We start from the raw sequence: 21844 nt of genomic DNA, 5'->3' as shown, positions 1-21844 counted from the left end.
CCGAGCGTAGTCACCAGCGGTGCGGATCCTCGCCCCAGCGCTGCGGGATGCCGGCGGTGGCGAGGTCGATGGCCTGCTCGACGAGTTCGACCATTCGCGCCGGCTCGCGGCTGGGATCGGCGCAGGTCGCCTCCAGTCCGATGCGCAGCGCACCGCAGACCGCGGCGACGAGCACCCGCGGGCGCATGTCCTCGGCCGGGTCCAGGCCCTGCCGCTTGGCGATCTCGGTGGTCAGCCGCGCTTCGAAGCCCGCGGCTCGCCGGAGGTTGCCCGCCAGCAGCGCGGGTGTCTTGTTGATCAGGTGCTGGGTGGTCAGGAACCGCTGGACGCCGGAGTCGGCGGCGGACTCGCGCAACGCCTCCAGCACCGCGCCGCGCAGCGCGTCCAGCGGCGGTTCCCCGGCGGGCCGGGAGGTCAGGGCGTCCAGCAGCAGTTCGTCGAACTCGGTGCCCTTGGCCAGCGCGATGTCCTCCTTGCTCGCGAAGTAGCGGAAGAAGGTGCGCGAGGAGACCTCCACCGCGGCGGCGATCTGGTCCACGCTCGTCGTCTCGTAGCCGTGGGCCAGGAACAGGTCCAGGCCCGCGTCGATCAGGGCCGCGCGGGTGCGCTGCTTCTTGCGGGCGCGCAGGCCACCCTGGTCGTTGGCGACGTTCATGCCGTCCATTCTGCCATTGCGTCAGGTCGAGACATAAGTCATCCAGCGCCAATTGGCAGTGACTGACACTTTCGGTATCGTCGGTGGCGATTCCCGTCTCGTGGAGGAGAAACGATGAGCAAGGGCCTGGAGATCCGCCTCGCGTCCCGACCGAAGGGCTGGCCGACGCCGGAGAACTTCGACCTCGTCGAGGTCGACGTCCCGCAGCCCGGCGACGGCCAGCTGCTGGTGCGCAACGTGGTGATGAGCGTCGACCCGGCGATGCGCGGCCGGATGAACGAGGGCAAGTCCTACGTGCCGCCCTTCGAGGTGGGCAAGGCGCTGCAGGGCGGCGCGGTGGGCGAGGTCGTCGCCTCCAACGCCGAGGGCTTCCAGCCCGGTGACTTCGTGCTGCACTACCTCGGCTGGCGCGACCACGCGGTCTTCGACGCCAAGCACGCCGTCAAGGTCGACCCGCAGGTGGCGCCGCTGAACGCCTACCTCTACGTGCTCGGCATGCCCGGCATGACCTCCTACGTCGGTCTGACCGACATCGCCGAGCAGCGCGAGGGCGACGTGGTGTTCATCTCCGGCGCGGCCGGTGCGGTCGGCTCGCTGGCCGGGCAGATCGCCAAGCTGCGCGGCGCATCCCGCGTGATCGGCAGCGCCGGGTCGGCGGAGAAGGTCCGCTACCTCACCGAGGAGCTCGGCTTCGACGCCGCGTTCGACTACCACGACGGCCCGGTCGTCGAGCAGCTGCGCGCGGCGGCGCCGGAGGGCATCGACGTCTACTTCGACAACGTCGGCGGCGAGCACCTGGAAGCGGCGATCGAGGTGCTCAACGACTTCGGCCGGGTCGCCGAGTGCGGCATGATCTCGCAGTACAACAACGCCGAGCCGAAGCCGGGGCCGAACAACCTGTTCAAGATCGTCTCCAAGCGGCTGCGGCTGCAGGGCTTCATCGTCATCGACCACGCCGACCGCAAGGACCAGTTCTTCACCGAGGTGGGCGGCTGGCTGCGCGAGGGCAAGATCAGCTACCGGGAGACCGTCGTCGACGGCCTGCGCAACGCCCCGGAGGCCTTCCTCGGCCTGCTCCGGGGCGAGAACACCGGCAAGATGCTGGTGAAGATCGCCGACGCCGGGTGAGCTCCCGCCTCGCGCATGCCCGCTGACGGAGCGGTCGTGGGCTTCGCGCGGGGTGGTCCGCCCCGGGACGGCGTTCGTCGGCCGACCTGCGTGCCTGCCGGTCAGCCGGCGTCCGGAACTGCGTGTGGTGCCGGATTCACCGCTGTGCGATGAGGGCTTCGATCCCGTCGAGGATGCGCTGCAGGCCGAACTCGAAGGCGTGCTCGGGATCCAGGGCGGAGCCGTGCGCTTCGCCCGCGGCCGCGCCGATGCGGGTGGCGGTCGGGTAGCGCTGCGGATCCATCAGCTGGCCGAGCAGCGGCGCGTGCGCGCGCCACCACTGCTCGTCGGTCATCCCGCTGCGCTGCTCGACCAGCATCGCCTCCACCGCGCGGCGGGCGGCGGCCTCGGCGTGGCCGAGCACCAGGCTCAGCGCGGCGTCCACCTCGACGTCGGTGAGGCCGAGCCCGGTGAGCGCGGTCAGCTCGTAGTCGTACTTCGCGATGGCGTTCGGGCCCAGCACCGCGCGGCCGGTCGCGACCTGCAGCATCCACGGGTGGCGGTGGTAGAGCGCCCAGTTCTCCCGCGCGATCCGGGTGACCTGGTCGCGCCAACCGGTGGTACCGGGCTCGGGCCGCGCGGTCTCGCCGTAGGCGGTGTCGAGCATGACGTCGATCAGCTCGGCCTTGCCCGGCACGTAGGTGTAGAGCGACATGGTGCCGACACCGAGGTGGTCGGCCACCTTGCGCATGGACAGCGCCGCGAGCCCGTCGGCGTCGGCGATCTCGATCCCGGCGCGCACGATCCGGTCCACGCCCAGGTCGGAGCGTCCCCGGCGGCCGCTGCTCGGCCCGTCCTGGGTCCGCCACAGCAGCGCCAGGCTGCGCACCGGATCACCTCCGCCGCCGTACTCGGTCGCCATCGCACCCGCCTCCGCTTTCCGTCCGGTTGAAATCCTAGGAGGCTGCGGCGGGGTTCCGGGCACGGGCCCACGGGCGTCCGATGTGGACGGTCTGTCAGGCGGTGGGGTGAGTCCGCAGCCAGTCCGCCCAGGTGATCCGGCCGCGTCGCGCGCCGGGACAGGTCAGGTCGGAGGCGATGCGCCGCAACCGGCGGGGTGCGGGCAGCCCGATGAGCTTGCGGTGCTTGTCCCTGGAGGCCTGCCAGGTGCGCAGCGCATCACCGAGCGTCAGGACCTCGGGCCCGCCGAAGTCCTCCCGCCGGCCGCCGGGGCCGTTGCCGAGGCACTCCACCAGGTACTCCGCGAAGTCCCGGACGTCCACCGGCTGGGTGGGCAGGGCCGTGGGCAGCGGCAGGATCGGCAGCCGCGCGGCGCGGTCGAACATCCGGTCCAGCAGCCAGTGGAACTGGGTGGCGCGCACCGTGGACCACGGCAGGTCGGAGACGCTCACCAGCTCCTCGGCGGTGTGCTTGAGCCGCAGGTACGGCAGCGCAGGCCGGTCCACCCCGACGATGGAGACGTAGAGGAAGTGGCGCACCTCGGCCGCCGTCGCGTCCTCCAGCAGCCGGCTGGTGCCGTCGACGTCCACGTCCGGCGGGCTGCGCCAGAGGTCCACCGGGTGCACGAACCCGCGCTGCGCGGCGGGGGAGTAGGTGGCCGCGTGCACCACAGCGGTGGCACCGGCGACCAGTTCGGCCACGCCCGCGCCGGTGGTGAGGTCGCCCTGCACCCACTCCACCTCGGGATCGGTGCCGGGGCGGCGGGTGAGGACCCGGACCTGGTGCCCGGGCTTGAGCAGGCGCACCAGCTCGCGCCCGAGGTGTCCGGTTCCACCGGTGATCGCGATGACGTCCATGACGGCACCCCCTCGGGAACGACTGTCCCACCGGGTGCCGCGAATCGCGACGGCTAACGGCCCAGCAGCGGCCGGGTGAGCCCGTCGATGACCTCGCCGAGGCGGGGCAGCAGGCGCGGTTGCTCCGGCTCGGAGCTGGTCGGCGGCTGCGTCTCCGACGGCGGAGCCGTCTCGCCGGGGGTCTCCGACGGCGGCGTGGACTCCGACGGTGGAGCGGTGGTGGAGGTCGGCGGCTCGGCGGTCTCCGAGGTCTCGGACGGGGTCGTGGTCGCCACGACCGTCGTCGGCTGCACCGTCGGCTCGGGCGTCCCGGTCGCCCGCACCGGGGCGGGTTCCGGCTCGGCGGTGGGTGTGGGCCGGGTGGTGGTCCGCGGCGGGGCTTCGACGGCCACGACCACCGGTTCGGGCTCGCGGACGCGCAGGTCCGGCGCGGTCGAGGTGGTCTCGGGCGGCAGGAACTGGGCGGCAGGTGCCGGGGCCGCGGCCTGCGGTACCGGCACCGGAGCAGCGGCGGTGCCGTGGTGCGCGCTGCCGACCGCGATCACCGTGAGGAACACCGCGACGGCGTAGCCGAGCAGGCGCGGGGGAGTCGCGCGGTGCCACGTCTTGGGCTGCACGCGCCGGTGACGCCCGCGCCCGCGGGTCCGGGGCAACGACGAACTGCCCACTTGTGCTCACCCCACCTGGTCGGCCGACACGGTCCCCGCCGTCACCCGAACGGGTGAGGCGCTCGGGTCGCACCCTACGTGACCGCTGATCCGCTTCGCCAGTCCCCGTGCAAGATCATCACTGGTCAGCCCGGGTCCGGAGGTGCGGGCGATCGTCCGTCCTCAGTGGACGATCGGGCGGGTGCTGAGACGACGAAGGCCCGGCCGTCGACCGGCCGGGCCTGGTCCACTCCGGACCGCTCAGCGATGGCTGGGCGTCCGGAATCCCCGCTTCAACTCCGCCAGCAGGTGCTTCACGTTCCGGCGCTCCGACGGGCCCTTCCCGTCGAACACGTCGGTGAACATCACCGCACCCAGGATCACGACCAACAGCAGCGCCACCACGACCACGAACACGTCACTCACCCCTTCTGCCGTGAACATCGGTCCACGACCTGTTTCGTTACAGGTGGGACGCGGTCCGGCCCCCGGTGTGACGCGGGTTCGCCGAGCCGATCCGCGGGCCTGCCGGTCCGGGTGTCTAGGATCCAGCGGCGAACGCCGACCGGCCGAACGGGCGGACCGGTCGACCCCCGCGACGACTAGCCTGGAGACCATGGCGACCACTCGACCCAATCCAGCGCAATGGGTCTGGTACGCCTTCGGCGGCAGGCTGCCGGACCGCTGCGCGGAGTGGGTGCTGCACGACGTCACCTGCCGCACCTGGGTGCTGCGCCACGTCCTGCGCGCACTGACCCAGCTGGCGCCGTTCTGCCTGCTGGTGCTGCTGCCCGGCCCGCTGGAGATCAGGCTGAGCGCGATCCTGCTGGGGTTGCTGGTCGGCCTGTTCTACTCGGTCTGCTACATGGGCGAGACCGCCGAGCACCGCGCGCTCAAGCACGGGTTCCCGCCGGGTGTGGCGCGCGAGACGCGGGAGCTGCGCCGCGACGTGCAGCGCGTCGCCAAGCACGGCGTCGGCTACCGCCCCTGGTGGGAGTAGCGCCGGATGCCGCAGCCCGAGGCCGCGCTGGCCGATGCCGAGATCGCCGTGCTCTGGACCGACCGCGCCGACCGCCCAGAACCGCGTGAACCCCTGACCGGCGACGACCGGGCGGACCTGGTGGTGGTCGGCGGTGGGTTCACCGGGCTGTGGGCGGCGATCCTGGCCAAGCAACAACGCCCCGAGCTGGACGTCCTGCTGCTCGAAGCGCACCGCCTCGGGCACGGCGGCAGCGGCCGCAACGGCGGCTTCCTCTCCGAATCCCTGACGCACGGCCTCGCGCACGGCGCCCTGCACTGGCCCGCCGAGCTGGACCGGCTGGTCGCTCTCGGGCGCGAAAACCTGCTGGCGATCGAGAAGTTCGTCCAGGACGAGGACATCGACGCCGACCTGAGGTTGTGCGGCAAGACCGCGGTCGCCACCGAACCGCACGAGGTCGCCGAGCTCAGCGAGGAGGCCGAGCTGTACCGGGAGCACGGGATGACCGCGCGATTCCTGGGCGCCGGGGGAGTCCGCGCGGACGTGAACTCGCCGACCTACCGGGCGGGAGTGCGGCTGCCCGAAGCCGGCGGCCTGGTCGACCCGGCCCGGCTGACCTGGGGCCTGGCCGACGCGGCGCACCGCCTCGGCGTCCGCATCCACGAGACGAGCCCGGTGCGCGGGCTGCGCGAGCGCGGTGGGCAGCTCCGGCTGCGAACGCCTCGCGGGCTGATCCGCGCGGGCAGTGCTCTGCTGGGCACCAACGCGTTCCGCGCTCCACTGCGCACGATCCGCCGCCGGGTGCTGCCGATCTGGGACTACGTGCTGGTGACCGAACCGCTGTCGGCCCAGCAGTGGGCGGAGCTCGGCTGGCGGGACGGGCAGGGCATCACCGACAGCGCGAACCGCTTCCACTACTACCGCCCGACACCGGACGGCCGGATCCTGTGGGGCGGCTACGACGCGGTGTACTACTTCGGCGGCCGCACGGCTCCGGCGCTGGCCCGCCACGACGCGGCGCACCGCCAGCTGGTGCGGAACTTCTTCCGCACCTTCCCGCAGCTGGCGGGCATCCGGTTCACCCACCGCTGGGGCGGCGCGATCGACTCCACGACCCGGTTCACCCCGCTGATCGGCCGCACCGGCCGGACCGCCTACGCGGTCGGCTACACCGGCCTCGGCGTGGCCGCGTCGCGCTTCGGCGCGCAAACGGCGCTGGACCTGCTGTGGGACGAGGACACCGAGCGAACCCGCCTGGAACTGGTCCGCCGCGAGCCGCCGCCCTTCCCGCCGGAACCGCTGCGCTGGCCCCTGGTCCAGCTCACCCGCCGGGCGCTGGCCCGCGCCGACGAGAACGCGGGCCGCCGCGGCCGCTGGCTGCGCTACCTCGACCGCCACGGCCTCGGCCTGGGCAGCTGAGGGTTCAGAAACACCGAGATCCGTGCAAACGTGTCCGGATGGACTACGCGGAGTACCGGCGCTTCGACGCCGTGGGCCTGGCCGAACTCGTGCGCGGCGGTGAGATCGCACCGCGCGAACTGCTCGAAGCGGCGATCCAGCGCGCCGAGCAGGTCAACGGCCGGCTCAACGCGATCGTGCGGCCGATGTTCGACATCGGGCGGGAACGGGCGTCCCAGCAGCTGACCGGCGCACTGGCCGGAGTGCCGTTCCTGATCAAGGACCTGCACCAGGACTACGCCGGGATCCGCACCGGCAGCGGCTCCCGGTCCACCCGCAACACCACGGCGTCCCGCCACAGCACCAGCGTCGAGCGGTGGCTCGACGCCGGACTGGTGATCTTCGGCCGCACCAACACGCCGGAGTTCGGCGCGAAGGGCATCACCGAGCCGGAGGCCAACGGCCCGGCCCGCAACCCGTGGAACACCGGACACACCCCGGGAGGCTCGTCCGGCGGCGCCGCCGCTGCGGTCGCGGCGGGCATCGTGCCGGTGGCCGGAGCCAGCGACGGCGGCGGCTCGATCCGCATCCCGGCGGCGTGCTGCGGACTGTTCGGCCTGAAACCGGGCCGCGGCCTGATCTCGGCGGGACCGGACGCGGCCGAGAACATGCACGGCAGTGCCACCGACGGCGTGATCTCCCGGACGGTGCGCGACACGGCGGTCATGCTCGACGTCCTCACCGCCCGCCCCGACCTCGGCGGCCCGTACCTCGCGGCCAGGCCGGAGCTGCCCTACGCCGAGTGCGCTCGACGAGACCCGGGACGACTGCGGATCGGTTTCACGAGCCGCTCTCCGCTGGGCTTCCCGGTGAGCCCGCACGCCGTCACGGCGGTCAAGGACGCCGCCGCCCTGCTGGCCGGGCTGGGGCACGACGTCGAGGAGGCCGAACCCGACATCGACGGCCGCCGGCTCTCCCGCGACTTCCTCTCCGTCTGGTTCGTCCAGCTGGCCCACGCGGTGCGGTCCGCCCAGCGCGCTTCCGGCGCGTCGGCCGAGGACTTCGAGCTCGACACGAGACTGATGGCGGCCATCGGCCGCGAGACGAGAGCGACCGAGTACGTCGAAGTCCTCGCCCGCTGGAACGACTACAACCGCGCCCTCGCCGACTTCCACGACCGCTACGACCTGCTGCTGACGCCCGCGCTGGCCCACCCGCCGGCCCGGATCGGCGAGCTCGACACGCCCGCGCCCCTGCGCAAGGCGATCGCGCTGCTCCTGCGGGTCGGCCTGGCGGGCAAGCTCGGCCGCACCAAGCCGGTCACCGAAGTGGTCCTCAAGAACCTGGAGAAGGTCCCCTACACCCAGCTGGCGAACATCACCGGCCGCCCGGCGATGAGCGTCCCGCTGCACCAGACCCCGGAGGGCCTCCCGCTGGGAGTCCAGTTCGTCGGCGGCCTCGGCGCCGAACCGACGCTGCTGTCCCTGGCGACCCAGCTCGAGTCCGAACACCCCTGGGCCCACCTGGAACCGCCGCTGTGACGGAAGGCCCGTGAGCGTTTCGGGGCGTCCTGACACCCCAAAACGCTCACGGGCCCAACGCGCACCGTGCCGAAGCCGCCTCTGCTGCGGTCCGGGACGGCTTCGACTAGTTGAGGTTCGTCCTGGCCTGTTGGAACAGCTCTGCGACGCTCGGCTTCATGGCGTAGCGCGCTGGCTCGCCCTGCCACCAGTAGTACGGGTACCGACGTCCTGAGACCCGCTGCGGCTGCGCCAGCGCGGTGATGGCCCCGGCCACTGCATGCGCGCCGGAGAAGATCTCGTCACCAGCCATCTGGCGCAGGTCGTCCACGCTGAGCAGCTGGCCCGGATGATCGATCAGCAGGTCCAGGAACACCTTCGCCTTCCCGGACACGGGCTGGTAGAACGCTTCCGCGACAGCGATGTCGGCACCGGGATCCCACTCGGGATGATCGCGGTGCCCGTCGCGACCGCTGTGCCGGTCCCAGTACGGATCGTCATCGGCCAGCACCTTATCGGCCGGTTCGCCGACGACTTCGGGAACGTCGGTGTCGAGGTCGATCAGCCGCGCGAGTTCCGCCGCGGACATGCGCTGAGCGGCCGATGCGTTGCCAAGGCCGTCGAACCGCACTCCTTCGGCTTGGAGCACCTTCTTGGGGTCGTCGGCGCGGTCGGGGTCTGGCCAGCGGAACTCGGGCGAGATCTGCCCGTTGAGCTTGAGAACGCGGTGGACGTTGGCGACCGGTGAGCTGGCAAGGCGTCCGTTGACCGACACCTGGTGGGAGCCGATGACCTCGGCGATGTCGGAGTAGCTCGTCCAGCGCCCGGCGGGAATCGAGGCGAGGATCTGCGTCACCAACGACCATCGCGGGCTCGGCGGCGGCGTGGGGGTGGAGTCATCCGGACCCGGCCAGATGCGAATCGCTCGCTCCGCGAGCGACCGGCCGCGTGCCCGGATCTCGTTACTGCTCCACCGGGAAGCTGCGGCGATCTCTCGGTTCATGCTGAGCCCGCTGTCGATGAGGATCTTCTGCTTGGCGCTGAACCCGTCGTTGGCCAGCTTGTTGTTGTAGGCGGTGAGGGTGAGGTTTCCCAGCGTGTGCACCAGGGTGCTGTGCAGCTCCTCCGGGGTCTGCCCGTCCTCGACGTCCGGTGTGAGCATCTCCCGCCATTCCTCGGTCGGGGACTGGGGGAGGACGTGTTCGATGGTCAGCTTGGATCGCGAGAAGTCCACCGGTTCGCCGTGCCGGTAGTCCTCTTCGAGACAACGCAGCACGTAGGTCCGCTGCGGCCCGCGTCCAGCCCAGTAGAAGTTGTTGGACAGCGCCGCCTCCCTGATGTGCTGGTCGGTCGGGAATCGCTTGCGCGGCCCGGACAACAGCTTGGTGATCTCCGCGGCGGATGGAACAGCACTGCCCAGATCCTTCACCAGCGACATCAGCGTGCGGTTCGTGCCGGTGCTGCTGATTCCCGCGATCATCCGGCGGACCAGGTAGCTCTCCACCACTCGCAGGGCACGTGCGGCATCGTGGGAGGTGAGCCGGTCTTCCTCGTGGGCGATCAGCACGTGCAGTGAGATCGGGTGTACCACGTGGGCACCCCACTGCTCCAGGCGTTGCAGAGCGCGCCGCAACGTCGGGTCGGGCTCTGCCTGCGGCTCCAAGATCTTGCGGAACAAGCGGGCCTTGCGGTGCAGCTCAGTGACCCACTGCTGGATCTCCTCTTCGCTGCTCAGCTTGTTGAGCTGATGCTGTTGCGCCTGGTAGACGGCTTCCTGAGTGGCGCGATCATCGCCGCGCAGCACCAGGTCCAGCCAGACCAGCGTCTCCAGCTGCTTGTTGTCGAGCAACTTCTGCAGCGGCAGCCACTGCTGCTCATAGACGTGATCAGCCCTGTTCGGCAGCCGCATGAACAGGTAATTCCGCAACAGGTCGGCTTGTGTGAGCGGCTGGCCGGTGTGGTTGAGCGATTCAAAGATGCGGTGCACGTTGTCGTCGGGGTGCGCAGCGATCTCGACGATGCTCAGCTGGCCCGCGATGGCCTGCTCGATGCGGGCGATGTCGTGGTCGTCCTCTGGATCGTCGACCGCGGCCAGCTCTTTGCGGAAGAAGTGGTAGGCATCGCCGATGCGATCTTCGCCGCCGGCGTCCGGAGCCTGCTCCAGCAACGCGACCCAGGACGCCCGGTCTGCTTGCGTGGGCAGCACGGTGTAGCGCTCGAAGCCGGACGCGTACTTGTTGAACAGATACAGGTCGTCGATCTTAGCGGCGAGGGTCTGATCCTCGTCGCGCACGTGATCCCGTATGGCGCACAACAGGATGCTCAGCGTCGTCAGCCGTTGCTGACCGTCCACGACGAGCCAGCTCTGGACCCCGGCAGGCGTGTTGGTCTGACTGGGAGCCAGCACGACCGAGCCGAGGAAGTGCGAGGCGCCGCCTCCAGTGTCGATGACGGTGAGTATGTCGCTCCAGAGCTGTTGCAGATCGCTGCGTTCCCAGCTGTACGGGCGCTGGTAGAGAGGAACAACGTACTGCCGCTCGCCTTGGAGGAGGTTTCGCAGGGTCGTTTCGTTGGCTTTCACCGGACTTCTCGCTCCGCTCTCTCATCGGGAGCCGCCCGACTTGGCTTGCGCGCAACACGATGGAGTCGACTCCGCGATCACGACGGCGTCGAGCGCTGCACAACCGCGGCCCCCAGCCTGCAGGTGTGGATCATAAGCCGTTGGTGACCATGCAGATACGGAGGGCTACCGATCGGCTCCTCCTCGTCTGAATCGGGTGATGGGAGCCGTGGTCGGTGGTCGCTAGCCGGGGGGAGATCAAGCTGTGGGTGAGAATGTCGAGAGGATTCCGACGGCTGCTCGGCGGTCTTGTTGGCCCTCCTTCTTTAGAACGACATCCAGATCAGGATGTCGACCGAGCTGTCTGACCCGATCCGCAGATTTTGACGAGGAACGCTCTAGCCTCGCTCCTGGTGCAACGGCGTGAACAGCTGTTCTCGCCAGGGTTTTGGTCCAGTCGCGGTGGGTCCTAGCTGTCAGATGTTGCGGAACTCGGCGGGGTCCAGCCGTGGGTGAGGAGGTCGAAGAGGGTCTCGACGGCGGCTCGGCGGTCTTCGCGGTCGCGGGCGAGAGCGGGGATTTCGAGCGCGAATCTGGCGAGGGCCGCGCAGGTGAGGTCGTCGTGGTCGACGCCGAGTTCGTCGGCGATCGCGGTGCTGAGGGTGTCGGTGTGCCGGGTCCACATGTGTTCGGCGTAGGCGCGCAGCGCCGGTGTGGAGTTCACCAGGTTCGTGAACTCGGTTCGCTGCGGGTGCGCCTCCACCGGCAGCCAGGTGGCGAGGACGTGCTGCCGGAGCGCTTCGGGGATGCTCTGGCCGGCCGGGCGCTGCCGCACCGCGGCGATCAGTGCCGAATCCCGTTCCTGCTCCTGGTCGAACACCAGCGCTTCCTTGCCGCTGAAGTGCTTGAACACCGTGGTGGGCGAGACGTCGGCCGCGTCGGCGATGTCGCGGATGCTCACCTGGTCGTAGCCGTGCGCCAGGAAGAGGCGCAGCGCTGCGTCGGCGATCGCTTGCCGGGTGGCCGCTTTCTTGCGCTCGCGGCGGCCGACTGGGGGCACGGTCATGGGTTGAGCGTAGCTGATAGTGGTATAGATAGCTAAGTTGACTCGTTTCACTTTTCTACCTAGTCTGCGTTCCATCACCCGAGCTGCACCGCAGCGGCCCGTCCGAGGCCGGCACCGGCCTGCTCACCCCGGATTCCCGCCATCGATGGAGGCACGGCCATGAACTCCCCGCGAACCACCCGCGCCAGGATCAGCGTCATCGGAGCCGGGCCCGGCGGGCTCACCTGCGCGCGCATCCTCCAGCAGCACGGCATGCCGGTCGCGGTCTACGACCGCGATCCAGGTCCCGAGGCGCGCAACCAGGGCGGATCCCTGGACTTGCACGCCGACAACGGGCAGATCGCGTTGAAAGCGGCCGGGCTGCTCGACGAGTTCTTCGAGCTGGCCCGCCCGGAAGGTCAGGAGATGCGTCAGCTGGATCCGGCCGGCCGGATCACCGCCCACCACGTCCCGGGGCCCGACGAGCTGTTCAAGCCGGAGATCGACCGAGGGCAGCTGCGCGACCTGCTGCTGGGCTCGCTGCAACCGGGAACCGTGCGCTGGGGCCGCGCTCTCGACGCGGTCGGCGGGCCCGCTGGCGGGCCGCGGCAGTTGCGCTTCGCCGACGGCACGACGGTCGAGGCGGACTTGGTCATCGGTGCCGACGGCGCCTTCTCCCGGGTGCGCCCGGCCGTGTCCGCCGCCGTTCCCGAGCACACCGGGATCAGCTTCCTGGAGGCGTGGTTCTCCGACGTCGAGAACCGGCATCCCGAGATCGCCGAGCTGGTCGGCCGAGGCGGCGCTCACGCCGCCGACGGCGAGCGCGGCCTGTTCGCCCAGCGCAACAGCGGCGACCACGTGCGCGTCTACCTCATCCGACGCGTCCCGGCCGACTGGATCAGTCGCAGCGGTCTGACCGTCGAGGACACCGGCGGCCTCCGGGCCCTGCTGCTGGACGAGTACGGCCACTGGTCGCCCCGGTTGCGCCGGATGATCACCGAGAACGACGGGCCCTACGTCGACCGCCCGATCTTCGCCCTCCCCGTTCCGCACACCTGGGAGCACGACCCGGCGGTGACCCTGCTCGGCGACGCCGCCCACCTCATGCCCCCGCTCGGCGTCGGCGTCAACCTCGCCATGCTCGACGCCGCCGAGCTCGCCCTCGCGCTGGCGGGCGCTGCGACCGTCGATGACGCGATCCGCGACTACGAGCGGGTCATGCTCCCGCGCGCCGTCGAGACGGCCGAGGCGCTCGAAGGCGGTGCCGCGGACCTGCTGTCCGTCGACGTCCCCGGCTTCGGGCACCACGACGCCCAGCAGTGAGCTCTTTCGGCGCATACGACACACCGGCGCTTCGCCTGTTCGAAGGAATTCGGGCGGAGGGGCGCACGTGCGGTTCCGGCATCGCCGCATGCCCGGGGCGTGCGGCGGTCGCGGCCGGGGCCGGCGGGGACGCTGCGTAACCGGACGATCATTGCGCGTGGTGATTGCTGGTCATACCTTCGATGAGCGGGTCGATCGGCTCGTGCCGGTTTCATCGGGCGAAGGGGTGCAGCGCAACCATGTCCAACATCGTTCGTGCGGCGCTGGTCCAGGCGAAGTGGACCGGGGACACCGCGTCGATGGTCGATCAGCACGAGGCGCACACCCGTGCCGCCGCCGCGCGGGGCGCGCAGATCATCGGGTTCCAGGAGGTCTTCAACGCGCCCTACTTCTGCCAGGTGCAGGAGGCCGAGCACCACCGGTGGGCCGAGCCGGTGCCGGACGGGCCGACCGTGCAGCGGATGTGCGCGCTGGCGCGGGAGACCGGCATGGTCCTGGTCGTCCCGGTCTACGAGTCCGACGGGCCCGGCTTCTACTACAACACCGCCGCGGTGATCGACGCCGACGGCAGCTATCTCGGCAAGTACCGCAAGCACCACCTGCCGCACCTGCCCGGGTTCTGGGAGAAGTACTACTTCCGGCCCGGCAACCTCGGCTGGCCGGTGTTCGACACCGCGGTCGGCCGGATCGGCGTCTACATCTGCTACGACCGGCACTTCCCGGAGGGCTGGCGGGCGCTCGGGCTGGCCGGCGCGCAGCTGGTCTACAACCCGTCGGCGACCAGCCGCGGGCTGTCGTCCTACCTGTGGCAGCTGGAGCAGCCCGCCGCGGCGGTGGCCAACGAGTACTTCATCGCGGCGATCAACCGGGTCGGCGTCGAGGAGTACGGCGACAACGACTTCTACGGCACCAGCTACTTCGTCGACCCCTACGGGCAGTTCGTCGGCGACCCGGCCAGCGGCACCGACGAGGAGCTGGTGGTCCGCGACCTGGACTTCGACCTGATCGACGAGGTCCGCCAGAAGTGGGCGTTCTACCGCGACCGGCGCCCCGACGCCTACCAGCCGCTGACCGAGCCGTGAGGAGCGATGATGACGCACGCTGAGCTGGTCAAGCGGCACCGCGCCGTGCTGCCCGAGTGGCTGGCGCTGTACTACGAGGAGCCGATCGACGTCGAGCGCGGCGAGGGGCGGCACGTCTGGGACGCCGAGGGGAACCGGTACCTGGACTTCTTCGGCGGCATCCTCACCACGATGACCGCGCACGCGCTGCCGGAGGTGACCGCAGCGGTCCGCGAGCAGGCGGGCAAGGTGCTGCACACCTCGACGCTCTACCTCAACCGCCCGATGGTCGAGCTGGCCGAACGCGTCGCGGAGCTCTCCGGCATCGACGACCCGCGGGTGTTCTTCACGACCAGCGGCACCGAGGCCAACGACACCGCGCTGCTGCTGGCCACCGGTTTCCGCGGCTCCAACCAGGTGCTTGCGCTGCGCAACAGCTACCACGGCCGGTCCTTCTCGGCGATGGCCGTGACCGGCAACCGCAGCTGGTCGCCGACGAGCCTGTCGCCGGTCCAGACCGCCTACGTGCACGGCAGCCGGCGGCGCGGCACACCGCTGGCCGACCTGTCCGACGAGGCGTTCACCGAGGCCTGCGTCGCCGATCTGGAGGACGTGCTCGGCCAGCTCAACGGCACCGTGGCGTGCCTGATCGCCGAGCCGATCCAGGGCGTCGGCGGTTTCGCGGCGCCGCCCGACGGGATGCTCGCGCGGTTCAAGGAGGTTCTCGACCGGCACGGCATCCTGTGGATCAGCGACGAGGTGCAGACCGGGTGGGGCCGCACCGGCGAGCACTTCTGGGGCTGGCAGGCGCACGACGCGGCCGGTGCGCCGGACGTCGTCACCTTCGCCAAGGGCATCGGCAACGGCCTGTCGATCGGCGGCGTGATCGCCCGCGCCGAGGTGATGAACAGCGTCCGCGCCAACTCGATCTCGACCTTCGGCGGCAGCCCGATCACCGCCGCCGGCGCGCTGGCCAACCTCGACCACCTGATCGCCAACGACCTGCAGGGCAACGCCGCGCGGACCGGAGCTGTCCTGCGCGAGCAGCTCGACGGTGCGGTGGGGCGGATTCCCGCGGTGGCCGACGTGCGCGGCAAGGGCCTGATGATCGGCGTCGAGCTCGTCCGCGACGACGGGACACCGGCTCCGGAACTGGCCACCGAGGTGCTGGAGCAGACGCGGCGCGACGGGCTGCTGATCGGCAAGGGCGGGCTCGAAGGCAACGTGCTGCGCATCGCACCGCCGCTGAGCCTCACCGAGCCGGAGGCGCGCGAAGGAGCTCGAATCCTGCTGGCAGCGCTGGAGAAAGCGGGGCAGCGATGAGCCGGAAGATCATCCGCGGTGGCCTGGTGATCACCGCGACCGAGGAGCTCCGCGCGGACGTGCTCGTCGAGGGCGAGCGGATCGCCGCGATCGCCGCGCCGGAGATCGCCGAGCAGTGGGTGCCCGCGGCCGACACCGTCATCGACGCCGGAGGTCACTACGTGATCCCGGGCGGCGTGGACGGGCACACCCACATGCAGATGCCCTTCGGCGGCACCTTCGCCTCGGACACCTTCGAGACCGGGACCAGGGCGGCGGCGTGGGGCGGCACGACGACGATCGTGGACTTCGCGATCCAGCCGGTGGGCGGCTCGCTGCGCGAGGGGCTGGACGCCTGGCACGCCAAGGCCGACGGGCGCTGCGCGATCGACTACGGCTTCCACATGATCCTCTCCGACGTCGGCGATGACGTGCTCAAGGAGATGGACGCGCTGGTGGCCGAGGGGATCACCAGCTTCAAGATGTTCATGGCCTACCCCGGTGTGTTCTACAGCGACGACGGGCAGATCCTGCGCGCCATGCAGCAGGCCGCCGACAACGGTGCGCTGGCGATGATGCACGCCGAGAACGGCATCGCGATCGACGTGCTGGTTCGGCAGGCGCTGGCCGCGGGCCGCACCGATCCCGCCCACCACGGGCAGGTGCGGCACCCGCTGCTGGAAGCCGAGGCGACGCACCGGGCGATCCAGCTGTCCCGGGTGGCCGGTGCCCCGCTCTACGTCGTGCACGTCTCGGCCGCCGAAGCGGTCGCCGAGCTCACCCGGGCCCGGGACGCGGGGCTCAACGTCTTCGGGGAGACCTGCCCGCAGTACCTGTTCCTCAGCCTCGACGACCTGGCCCGGCCGGAGTTCGAGGGCGCGAAGTACGTCTGCTCGACACCGCTGCGCCCCGCCGAGCACCAGGCCGACCTGTGGCGGGCGCTGCGCACCAACGACCTGTCGGTGGTCTCCACCGATCACTGCCCGTTCTGCTTCAAGGACCAGAAGGAGCTGGGCCGCGGCGACTTCTCCAAGATCCCCAACGGGATCCCGGGCGTGGAGAACCGGGTGGACCTGCTGCACCAGGCAGTGGTGGAAGGCCGCATCAGCCGCCGCCGGTGGGTCGAACTCGCCTGCACCACGCCAGCGCGGATGTTCGGCCTGCACCCGCGCAAGGGCACCATCGCACCGGGCGCCGACGCCGACGTCGTGATCTACGACCCGGACCGCGAGCAGGTCCTCTCGGCGCAGACCCACCACATGAACGTCGACTACAACGCCTACGAGGGCAGACCGGTCACCGGCGCGGTGCGCACCGTGCTCTCCCGAGGCCGCGTCATCGTCGACGACGGCCAGTACCTGGGCGAGGCCGGACACGGCCGCTTCCTCCGCCGCGACACCTGCCAGTACCTGATCTGAGCCGACCTCGTCGCGAAAGGAGTCCACGATGGACTTCGGGCTAGTGCTGCAGACCGACCCGCCCGCCTGGTCGGTGGTGGAGCGGATGCGCCGCGCCGAGGAGCTCGGCTTCAGCCACGGCTGGACCTTCGACTCCTGCGTGCTCTGGCAGGAACCGTTCGTCATCCACAGCCAGATCCTCGCCGCCACCGAGCGGCTGCGGGTCGGCACCATGGTGACCAACCCGATCACCCGGGACTGGACCGTCACCGCTTCGGCCTTCGCCACCCTCAACGACATGTTCGGGCCGCGCACGGTGTGCGGCATCGGGCGCGGTGACTCCGCGGTGCGGGTGACCGGCGGGCACCCGACCACGCTGGCCGCCCTGGAGCGCGCCATGCACGTGATCAAGGAGCTCGCCGAGGGGCGCGAGGTGCGGCTGGACGGCACGCCGGTGCGACTGCCGTGGGTGCGCGACGGGCACCTGCCGGTGTGGATGGGCGCCTACGGCCCCAAGGCGCTGGACCTGGTGGGCCGCCAGGCGGACGGGTTCATCCTGCAGCTGGCCGACCCGTACCTGACCGGCTGGATGGTCGACCACGTCCGGCAGGCCGCCCGGGACGCGGGGCGCGACCCGGCGGCGATCACGGTGTGCGTGGCGGCCCCGGCCTACGTCGGCGACGACCTCGCGCACGCCCGCGAGCAGTGCCGCTGGTTCGGCGGCATGGTCGGCAACCACGTGGCGGACCTGGTCGCCCGCTACGGCGACGCCGCGGCGGCGGTGCCCACCGCGCTGACCGACTACATCAGGGGCCGCGAGGGCTACGACTACTCCCACCACGGCCGGGCGGGCAACCGCAGCACCGATTTCGTGCCCGACGAGATCGTGGACCGGTTCTGCCTGCTCGGCCCGCCCGAGCAGCACATCGCCAAGCTGCGGGAACTCCGCGACGCGGGAGCCGACCAGTTCGCGATCTACGCCATGCACGACGCGATCGACGCCACCGTGGACACCTACGGCGAGCAGATCATCCCCGCCATGAGCTGAGACCGGCCTGAACCACGCACCACACCCCGGCACCGGACAGACCACGGGGGCCCGAGCCGCGACCTCTCGTGCTGACGCACGGGAACGACTGCGAACCGTCCGGTACCGCTGCTGTCGGCCACCGGTGATCGACTCCCGGTGACAACGCCGTTGCGGCGCCGGTCACACCGGGCGAGGTTTGTAGAGTTCCGCGCGACATCACTGGCCCGCGCGGCGGGTGGAGCAGGAAGGCACGCCATGCGGCAGGGACTCGGCGCCAAGCTCGGCATCGGCTGGCGGCTGCACGGAGACGGCAGCACGCCACGCCCCGGTGAGGCGGTGGCCCCGGACGAGCGGTTGTCCTGGGGGCGCACCGTCGGGCTCGGTGCCCAGCACGTGGTCGCGATGTTCGGCGCGACGTTCGTGTTCCCGGTGCTGATGGGCCTGGACCCGAACCTGGCCATCATGGTCTCCGGGGTGGCCACGATCCTGTTCCTGCTGATCGTGCAGGGCAAGATCCCCAGCTACCTGGGCAGCAGCGCCTCCTTCGTGGGCGTGGTGGCGGTGATCCGCGCCGGCGGCGGGGACAGCTCGGCGGTCACCGGCGCGCTGCTGGTGTGCGCCCTGGTGCTCTCGGTCGTCGGCCTGGTGATCCACTTCGTCGGCGCGCAGGTGGTGCACCGGCTGCTGCCGCCCGCCGTCTCCGGCGCCGTGGTGATGCTGATCGGCTTCAACCTCGCCCCGGTGGTCGCCTCCACCTACTGGCCGCAGGACCAGTGGATCGCGCTGATCACCATGCTGGTGGTGCTCGGGTGCAGCGCGCTGCTGCGCGGGTTCTGGTCGCGCATCGCGGTGTTCATCGGGCTGGTCGTCGGCTACGCCCTGTCCTGGCTGTTCGACCTGGGCTTCGGGCCGATCACCGCGCCCGACGCCAGCGGTGAGGTCGGCACGCACCCGCGCCTGGACCTCAGCGCCGTGGCCGACGCGCCCTGGTTCGGGCTGCCGACGCTGCACGCGCCGAGCTTCGACTTCGCGGCCGTCATCGTCGTGCTGCCCGTGGTGATCGCGCTGATCGCGGAGAACGCCGGGCACGTCAAGGCCGTCGAGGAGATGACCGGGGCGAAGCTGGACGGCAGCATGGGCCGGGCGATCTTCGCCGACGGCTTCGCCAGCACCCTGTCCACCGCCGTCGGCGGCCCGCCGACCACCACCTACGCGGAGAACATCGGTGTCATGGCGGCCACCCGCGTCTACTCCACCGCGGCCTACTGGGTGGCGGCGGTGGTGGCGATCCTGTTCGGGCTGTGCCCCAAGTTCGGCGCGGTGATCGCGGCGACCCCGGGTGGCGTGCTCGGCGGCATCACGGTCGTGCTCTACGGCATGATCGGGCTGCTGGGCGCGAAGATCTGGGTGGAGAACAAGGTGGACTTCGGCAACCCGGTCAACCTGCTGCCGCTGGCCGCCGGTCTGGTGATGGGCATCGGGGGAGTGTCGCTGGAGATCACCCCGCAGTTCAGCCTCAACGGCATCGCGCTGGGCACCCTGGTGACGCTGCTCGGCTACCACCTGCTGCGCCTGCTGGTGCCGGGCCAGCGCGATCACTCCGCGGTGTAGGGCCGCCCTATCGAGAGATCTTCACCGGACACCGGCCGTCCCGGCAGCGCGGTGCCGGGACGGGCTTGGAGCCCGTCGAGCACCAGGGTCAGGTAGCGCGCCGGGGCGTCGTGGCGGACGGCGGCGGGGGCGCTGCGCGAGCCGTGCAGCACCATCGACAGGAGCAGGGCGATGTCGCCGCTGCCGATGTCCGGGCGCAGCGCGCCGGTTTCCTGCGCCGCGCGCACCATCGAGTCGATGATGGTCAGCATCTCGCTGCGGATCCGGGCCAGCGCGGGGTCGGTCGCCAGCAGCTCCCTGGCGCGCTCCGAGTGCATCGTCAGCCGCAGCACGACGTGTATGTCCGTGGCGGTGAACAGGAATTCCGTCAGCGCACGCCACGGGTCTGCCTCCCGCTCGGCGATCGCGCGGGCTTCGTCGAGCACCCGGCTGAAGACGTCCTGGCCGACCGCCCGGATCAGCGAGTCGCGGTCCGGGAAGCGCCGGTAGAGCGTGCCGGTGCCGACGCCGGCCGCCCGGGCGATCTCCTCCATCGGCACCTCGGTGCCGTGCTCGGCGAACGTGGTGCGCGCGGCGCTGATGATGCGGTCGCGGTTGCGGCGTGCGTCGGCCCGCAGAGGCGGGGTGTTGTCGCTGCTCATGGTCCTCGCTCGTGCTTCCTGCCCAACGGGTGGGCGGATTGTCGCATGGTCAACCGAAGAAACTATCTGGACGATTTCCTTCCGCTTGGCTATAACTGGAGGAGAACCTTCCATTTGTTCGCTCGGTGATCAGGGGGTCACGATGGCCGAACCGGCTGCCAGCCCGACAACCGCTTTCCCGAAGCCCCGCACCTGCCCGCACTCCGTCGACCCGGAGTACGCCCGGCTGCGGGCGGAAGAACCCATCACGAAGGTCTCGATGCTGGGCGGCAACACCGCCTGGCTGGTCACGAGGCACGACCTGGTGCGCCAGGTGCTCGGCGACACGCGGCTGAGCTCCGACCGCCGCAACCCGGGATTCCCGCGCTTCACGGCCGACCAGGGCAACATCTTCCAGGACCTGCCGCCGTCGATGATCGGCATGGATCCGCCGCAGCACACCGAGGCCCGCCGCGCGGTGCTGGGCGAGTTCACGGTTCGGCGCATCGAGGCGCTGCGGCCGCGGATCCAGCAGATCGTGGACGACCGCATCGACGAGATGCTCGCCGGTCCGCGTCCTGCCGAGCTGGTGGCGGCGCTGTCGTTGCCGGTGCCGTCGCTGGTGATCTGCGAACTGCTCGGCGTGCCCTACGCCGACCACGACTTCTTCCAGCAGCGCAGTTCCCGGCTGGTGCACCGATCCACGCCGTTCGACGAGCGCCTCCGGGCGGCCCGGGAGCTGCGGTCCTACCTGGACGAGCTGGTGGCGGCCAAGGAGCGCGATCTGCCCGACGACCTGCTCGGCAGGCAGGCCCGCAAGCAGCGGGATGCGGGCGAGATCGACCACCTCGCCCTGGTCAGCGCGGCGTTCCTGCTGCTGATCGCCGGGCACGAGACGACCGCGAACATGATCTCGCTGAGCGTCCTCGCCCTGCTGGAGAACCCCGGGGCGCGGGCCGAGATCGTCGCGGATCCGGGCAAGACGCTGCCCGCCGTCGAAGAGCTGCTGCGCTACTTCAGCATCGTCGAAGGTGCGACCTCGCGGGTCGCGGTGGAGGACGTGGAGATCGGCGGCGTGCTGGTCCGGGCGGGGGAGGGCGTGATGGCACTGGCCTCGGCCGCCAACCGGGACCCGGCCGCCTTCGAACGGCCCGACGAGCTCGACATCGGCCGCAAGGCCCGCCACCACGTGGCGTTCGGGTTCGGCCCGCACCAGTGCCTCGGGCAGAACCTGGCGCGGATGGAGCTGCAGATCGTCTTCGACACGCTCTTCCGGCGGGTGCCGGAGCTGCGACTGGCCGTCCCGGCGGCGGAGGTGCCGGTGAAGTCCGAGGCGAACGTCTTCGGCCTCTACGAGCTGCCGGTGACCTGGTGAGGGGAGCGGACGTGCGGATCGAAGCGGATCTGGACCGCTGCGTCGGAGCCGGGCAGTGCGTGCTGACCGCGCCGGCGCGGTTCGACCAGAACGACGAGGACGGCAGGGTTCTGGTGCTCCAGGCCGAAGTGGACGAAGCCGGTGCGGCGGAGGTGCGCGAGGCGGTGACGGTGTGCCCGTCGCAGGCTCTCGCCCTGGTGGAGCAGTGAAGGGGCACGGGCGGTGATCGATTTAGAGTCTGTCGGCGGAGCCGTCCGCGCTTGTGCAAGCGGCGAAGCCGCTTTGAGTACGCACGCAGCTTGCACCGCCGCGGGTTCTGAGTGTTTTCCTGGCGAGGACGGCCCCTCCGCCGTGTATTGGTCATACATCAGGAGGGGCACCCGCAGTCCAGGGAAGC

20 protein-coding genes are annotated in these 21844 nt (G+C 70.8%); 12 read left to right on the top strand and 8 right to left on the bottom strand.

Annotated features, from left to right (window positions below):
- Positions 1 to 10: 10 nt before the first annotated feature.
- On the bottom strand, positions 11 to 655 hold the full coding sequence (locus OU416_RS13660; RefSeq protein WP_270927289.1) for a TetR family transcriptional regulator: 645 nt from the start codon (positions 653 to 655) through the stop codon (positions 11 to 13).
- Between the two features lie 114 nt (positions 656 to 769).
- Between OU416_RS13660 and OU416_RS13655 the strand changes: the two genes are divergently transcribed.
- Positions 770 to 1783 (top strand): NADP-dependent oxidoreductase, encoded by a 1014-nt coding sequence (locus OU416_RS13655; protein WP_270927288.1) that lies wholly within the window; start codon positions 770 to 772, stop codon positions 1781 to 1783.
- Between the two features lie 136 nt (positions 1784 to 1919).
- On the opposite strand, the gene OU416_RS13650 is transcribed toward OU416_RS13655, so the two are convergent.
- From OU416_RS13650 to OU416_RS13635, 4 genes are all read right to left on the bottom strand, one after another.
- Entirely contained in the window at positions 1920 to 2684 is a 765-nt protein-coding gene (locus OU416_RS13650; protein WP_270927287.1) for a TetR/AcrR family transcriptional regulator, read from the bottom strand.
- A 94-nt stretch (positions 2685 to 2778) separates the two neighbouring features.
- On the bottom strand, positions 2779 to 3579 hold the full coding sequence (locus OU416_RS13645; RefSeq protein ID WP_270927286.1) for an SDR family oxidoreductase: 801 nt from the start codon (positions 3577 to 3579) through the stop codon (positions 2779 to 2781).
- Between the two features lie 53 nt (positions 3580 to 3632).
- Positions 3633 to 4196: a hypothetical protein gene (locus OU416_RS13640; protein ID WP_270927285.1), complete on the bottom strand. Its 564-nt coding sequence runs from the start codon at positions 4194 to 4196 to the stop codon at positions 3633 to 3635.
- Positions 4197 to 4487: 291 nt separating this feature from the next.
- Positions 4488 to 4652 carry a hypothetical protein gene (locus OU416_RS13635; RefSeq protein WP_270927284.1) on the bottom strand — a complete coding sequence of 55 codons (165 nt, stop codon included), beginning with the start codon at positions 4650 to 4652 and terminating at the stop codon, positions 4488 to 4490.
- 190 nt (positions 4653 to 4842) lie between these two features.
- Here OU416_RS13635 and OU416_RS13630 point away from each other — a divergent pair, with 190 nt between their 5' ends.
- From OU416_RS13630 to OU416_RS13620, 3 genes are read left to right on the top strand one after another with little or no spacing between them, the layout of a single operon-like run.
- Positions 4843 to 5226, top strand: coding sequence for a DUF5313 family protein (locus OU416_RS13630; protein WP_270927283.1), 384 nt, complete (start codon positions 4843 to 4845; stop codon positions 5224 to 5226).
- A gap of 6 nt (positions 5227 to 5232) precedes the next feature.
- The gene (locus OU416_RS13625; RefSeq protein WP_270927282.1) at positions 5233 to 6624 is read left to right on the top strand and encodes an NAD(P)/FAD-dependent oxidoreductase; all 1392 of its coding nucleotides are present in this window, start codon (positions 5233 to 5235) and stop codon (positions 6622 to 6624) included.
- A 38-nt stretch (positions 6625 to 6662) separates the two neighbouring features.
- Positions 6663 to 8144, top strand: a complete 1482-nt coding sequence (locus OU416_RS13620; RefSeq protein WP_270927281.1) for an amidase — start codon at positions 6663 to 6665, stop codon at positions 8142 to 8144.
- 106 nt (positions 8145 to 8250) lie between these two features.
- On the opposite strand, the gene OU416_RS13615 is transcribed toward OU416_RS13620, so the two are convergent.
- Positions 8251 to 10704 carry a GmrSD restriction endonuclease domain-containing protein gene (locus OU416_RS13615; protein ID WP_270927280.1) on the bottom strand — a complete coding sequence of 818 codons (2454 nt, stop codon included), beginning with the start codon at positions 10702 to 10704 and terminating at the stop codon, positions 8251 to 8253.
- 448 nt (positions 10705 to 11152) lie between these two features.
- On the bottom strand, positions 11153 to 11749 hold the full coding sequence (locus OU416_RS13610; protein WP_270927279.1) for a TetR/AcrR family transcriptional regulator: 597 nt from the start codon (positions 11747 to 11749) through the stop codon (positions 11153 to 11155).
- Positions 11750 to 11908: 159 nt separating this feature from the next.
- Between OU416_RS13610 and OU416_RS13605 the strand changes: the two genes are divergently transcribed.
- The 6 genes from OU416_RS13605 to OU416_RS13580 all read left to right on the top strand — a co-directional run bounded on the left by OU416_RS13605 (position 11909) and on the right by OU416_RS13580 (position 19452).
- Positions 11909 to 13051, top strand: a complete 1143-nt coding sequence (locus tag OU416_RS13605; protein WP_270927278.1) for an FAD-dependent oxidoreductase — start codon at positions 11909 to 11911, stop codon at positions 13049 to 13051.
- 239 nt (positions 13052 to 13290) lie between these two features.
- Positions 13291 to 14133, top strand: a complete 843-nt coding sequence (locus tag OU416_RS13600; RefSeq protein ID WP_093145760.1) for a nitrilase-related carbon-nitrogen hydrolase — start codon at positions 13291 to 13293, stop codon at positions 14131 to 14133.
- 9 nt (positions 14134 to 14142) lie between these two features.
- On the top strand, positions 14143 to 15435 hold the full coding sequence (locus tag OU416_RS13595; RefSeq protein WP_270927277.1) for an aspartate aminotransferase family protein: 1293 nt from the start codon (positions 14143 to 14145) through the stop codon (positions 15433 to 15435).
- Complete coding sequence (gene hydA, locus OU416_RS13590) at positions 15432 to 16832, top strand: dihydropyrimidinase (protein ID WP_270927276.1); 1401 nt, start codon at positions 15432 to 15434, stop codon at positions 16830 to 16832. The genes OU416_RS13595 and hydA overlap by 4 nt, the downstream gene beginning before the upstream one ends.
- 28 nt (positions 16833 to 16860) lie before the next feature.
- Positions 16861 to 17859: a TIGR03842 family LLM class F420-dependent oxidoreductase gene (locus OU416_RS13585; RefSeq protein ID WP_270927275.1), complete on the top strand. Its 999-nt coding sequence runs from the start codon at positions 16861 to 16863 to the stop codon at positions 17857 to 17859.
- Between the two features lie 237 nt (positions 17860 to 18096).
- Entirely contained in the window at positions 18097 to 19452 is a 1356-nt protein-coding gene (locus tag OU416_RS13580) for a uracil-xanthine permease family protein (RefSeq protein ID WP_270927274.1), read from the top strand.
- Here OU416_RS13580 and OU416_RS13575 read toward each other — a convergent pair.
- Positions 19437 to 20093, bottom strand: coding sequence for a TetR/AcrR family transcriptional regulator (locus OU416_RS13575; protein ID WP_270927273.1), 657 nt, complete (start codon positions 20091 to 20093; stop codon positions 19437 to 19439). The two genes, OU416_RS13580 and OU416_RS13575, sit on opposite strands and share 16 nt — an antisense overlap.
- Before the next feature lie 142 nt (positions 20094 to 20235).
- On the opposite strand from OU416_RS13575, the gene OU416_RS13570 reads away from it, so the two are divergent.
- Both OU416_RS13570 and OU416_RS13565 read left to right on the top strand, forming a co-directional pair.
- Positions 20236 to 21447: a cytochrome P450 gene (locus OU416_RS13570; RefSeq protein WP_270927272.1), complete on the top strand. Its 1212-nt coding sequence runs from the start codon at positions 20236 to 20238 to the stop codon at positions 21445 to 21447.
- Positions 21448 to 21458: 11 nt separating this feature from the next.
- Positions 21459 to 21656, top strand: a complete 198-nt coding sequence (locus OU416_RS13565) for a ferredoxin (protein ID WP_270927271.1) — start codon at positions 21459 to 21461, stop codon at positions 21654 to 21656.
- The last annotated feature ends 188 nt before the right edge of the window (positions 21657 to 21844 follow it).

It is taken from the genome of Saccharopolyspora indica, assembly GCF_027853965.1.
In the GTDB taxonomy this organism is placed as follows: Bacteria; Actinomycetota; Actinomycetes; order Mycobacteriales; family Pseudonocardiaceae; genus Saccharopolyspora; species Saccharopolyspora indica.
The sequence above is the reverse complement of the archived record's forward strand: the minus strand, read 5'-3'. Positions and strand labels throughout refer to the sequence as shown.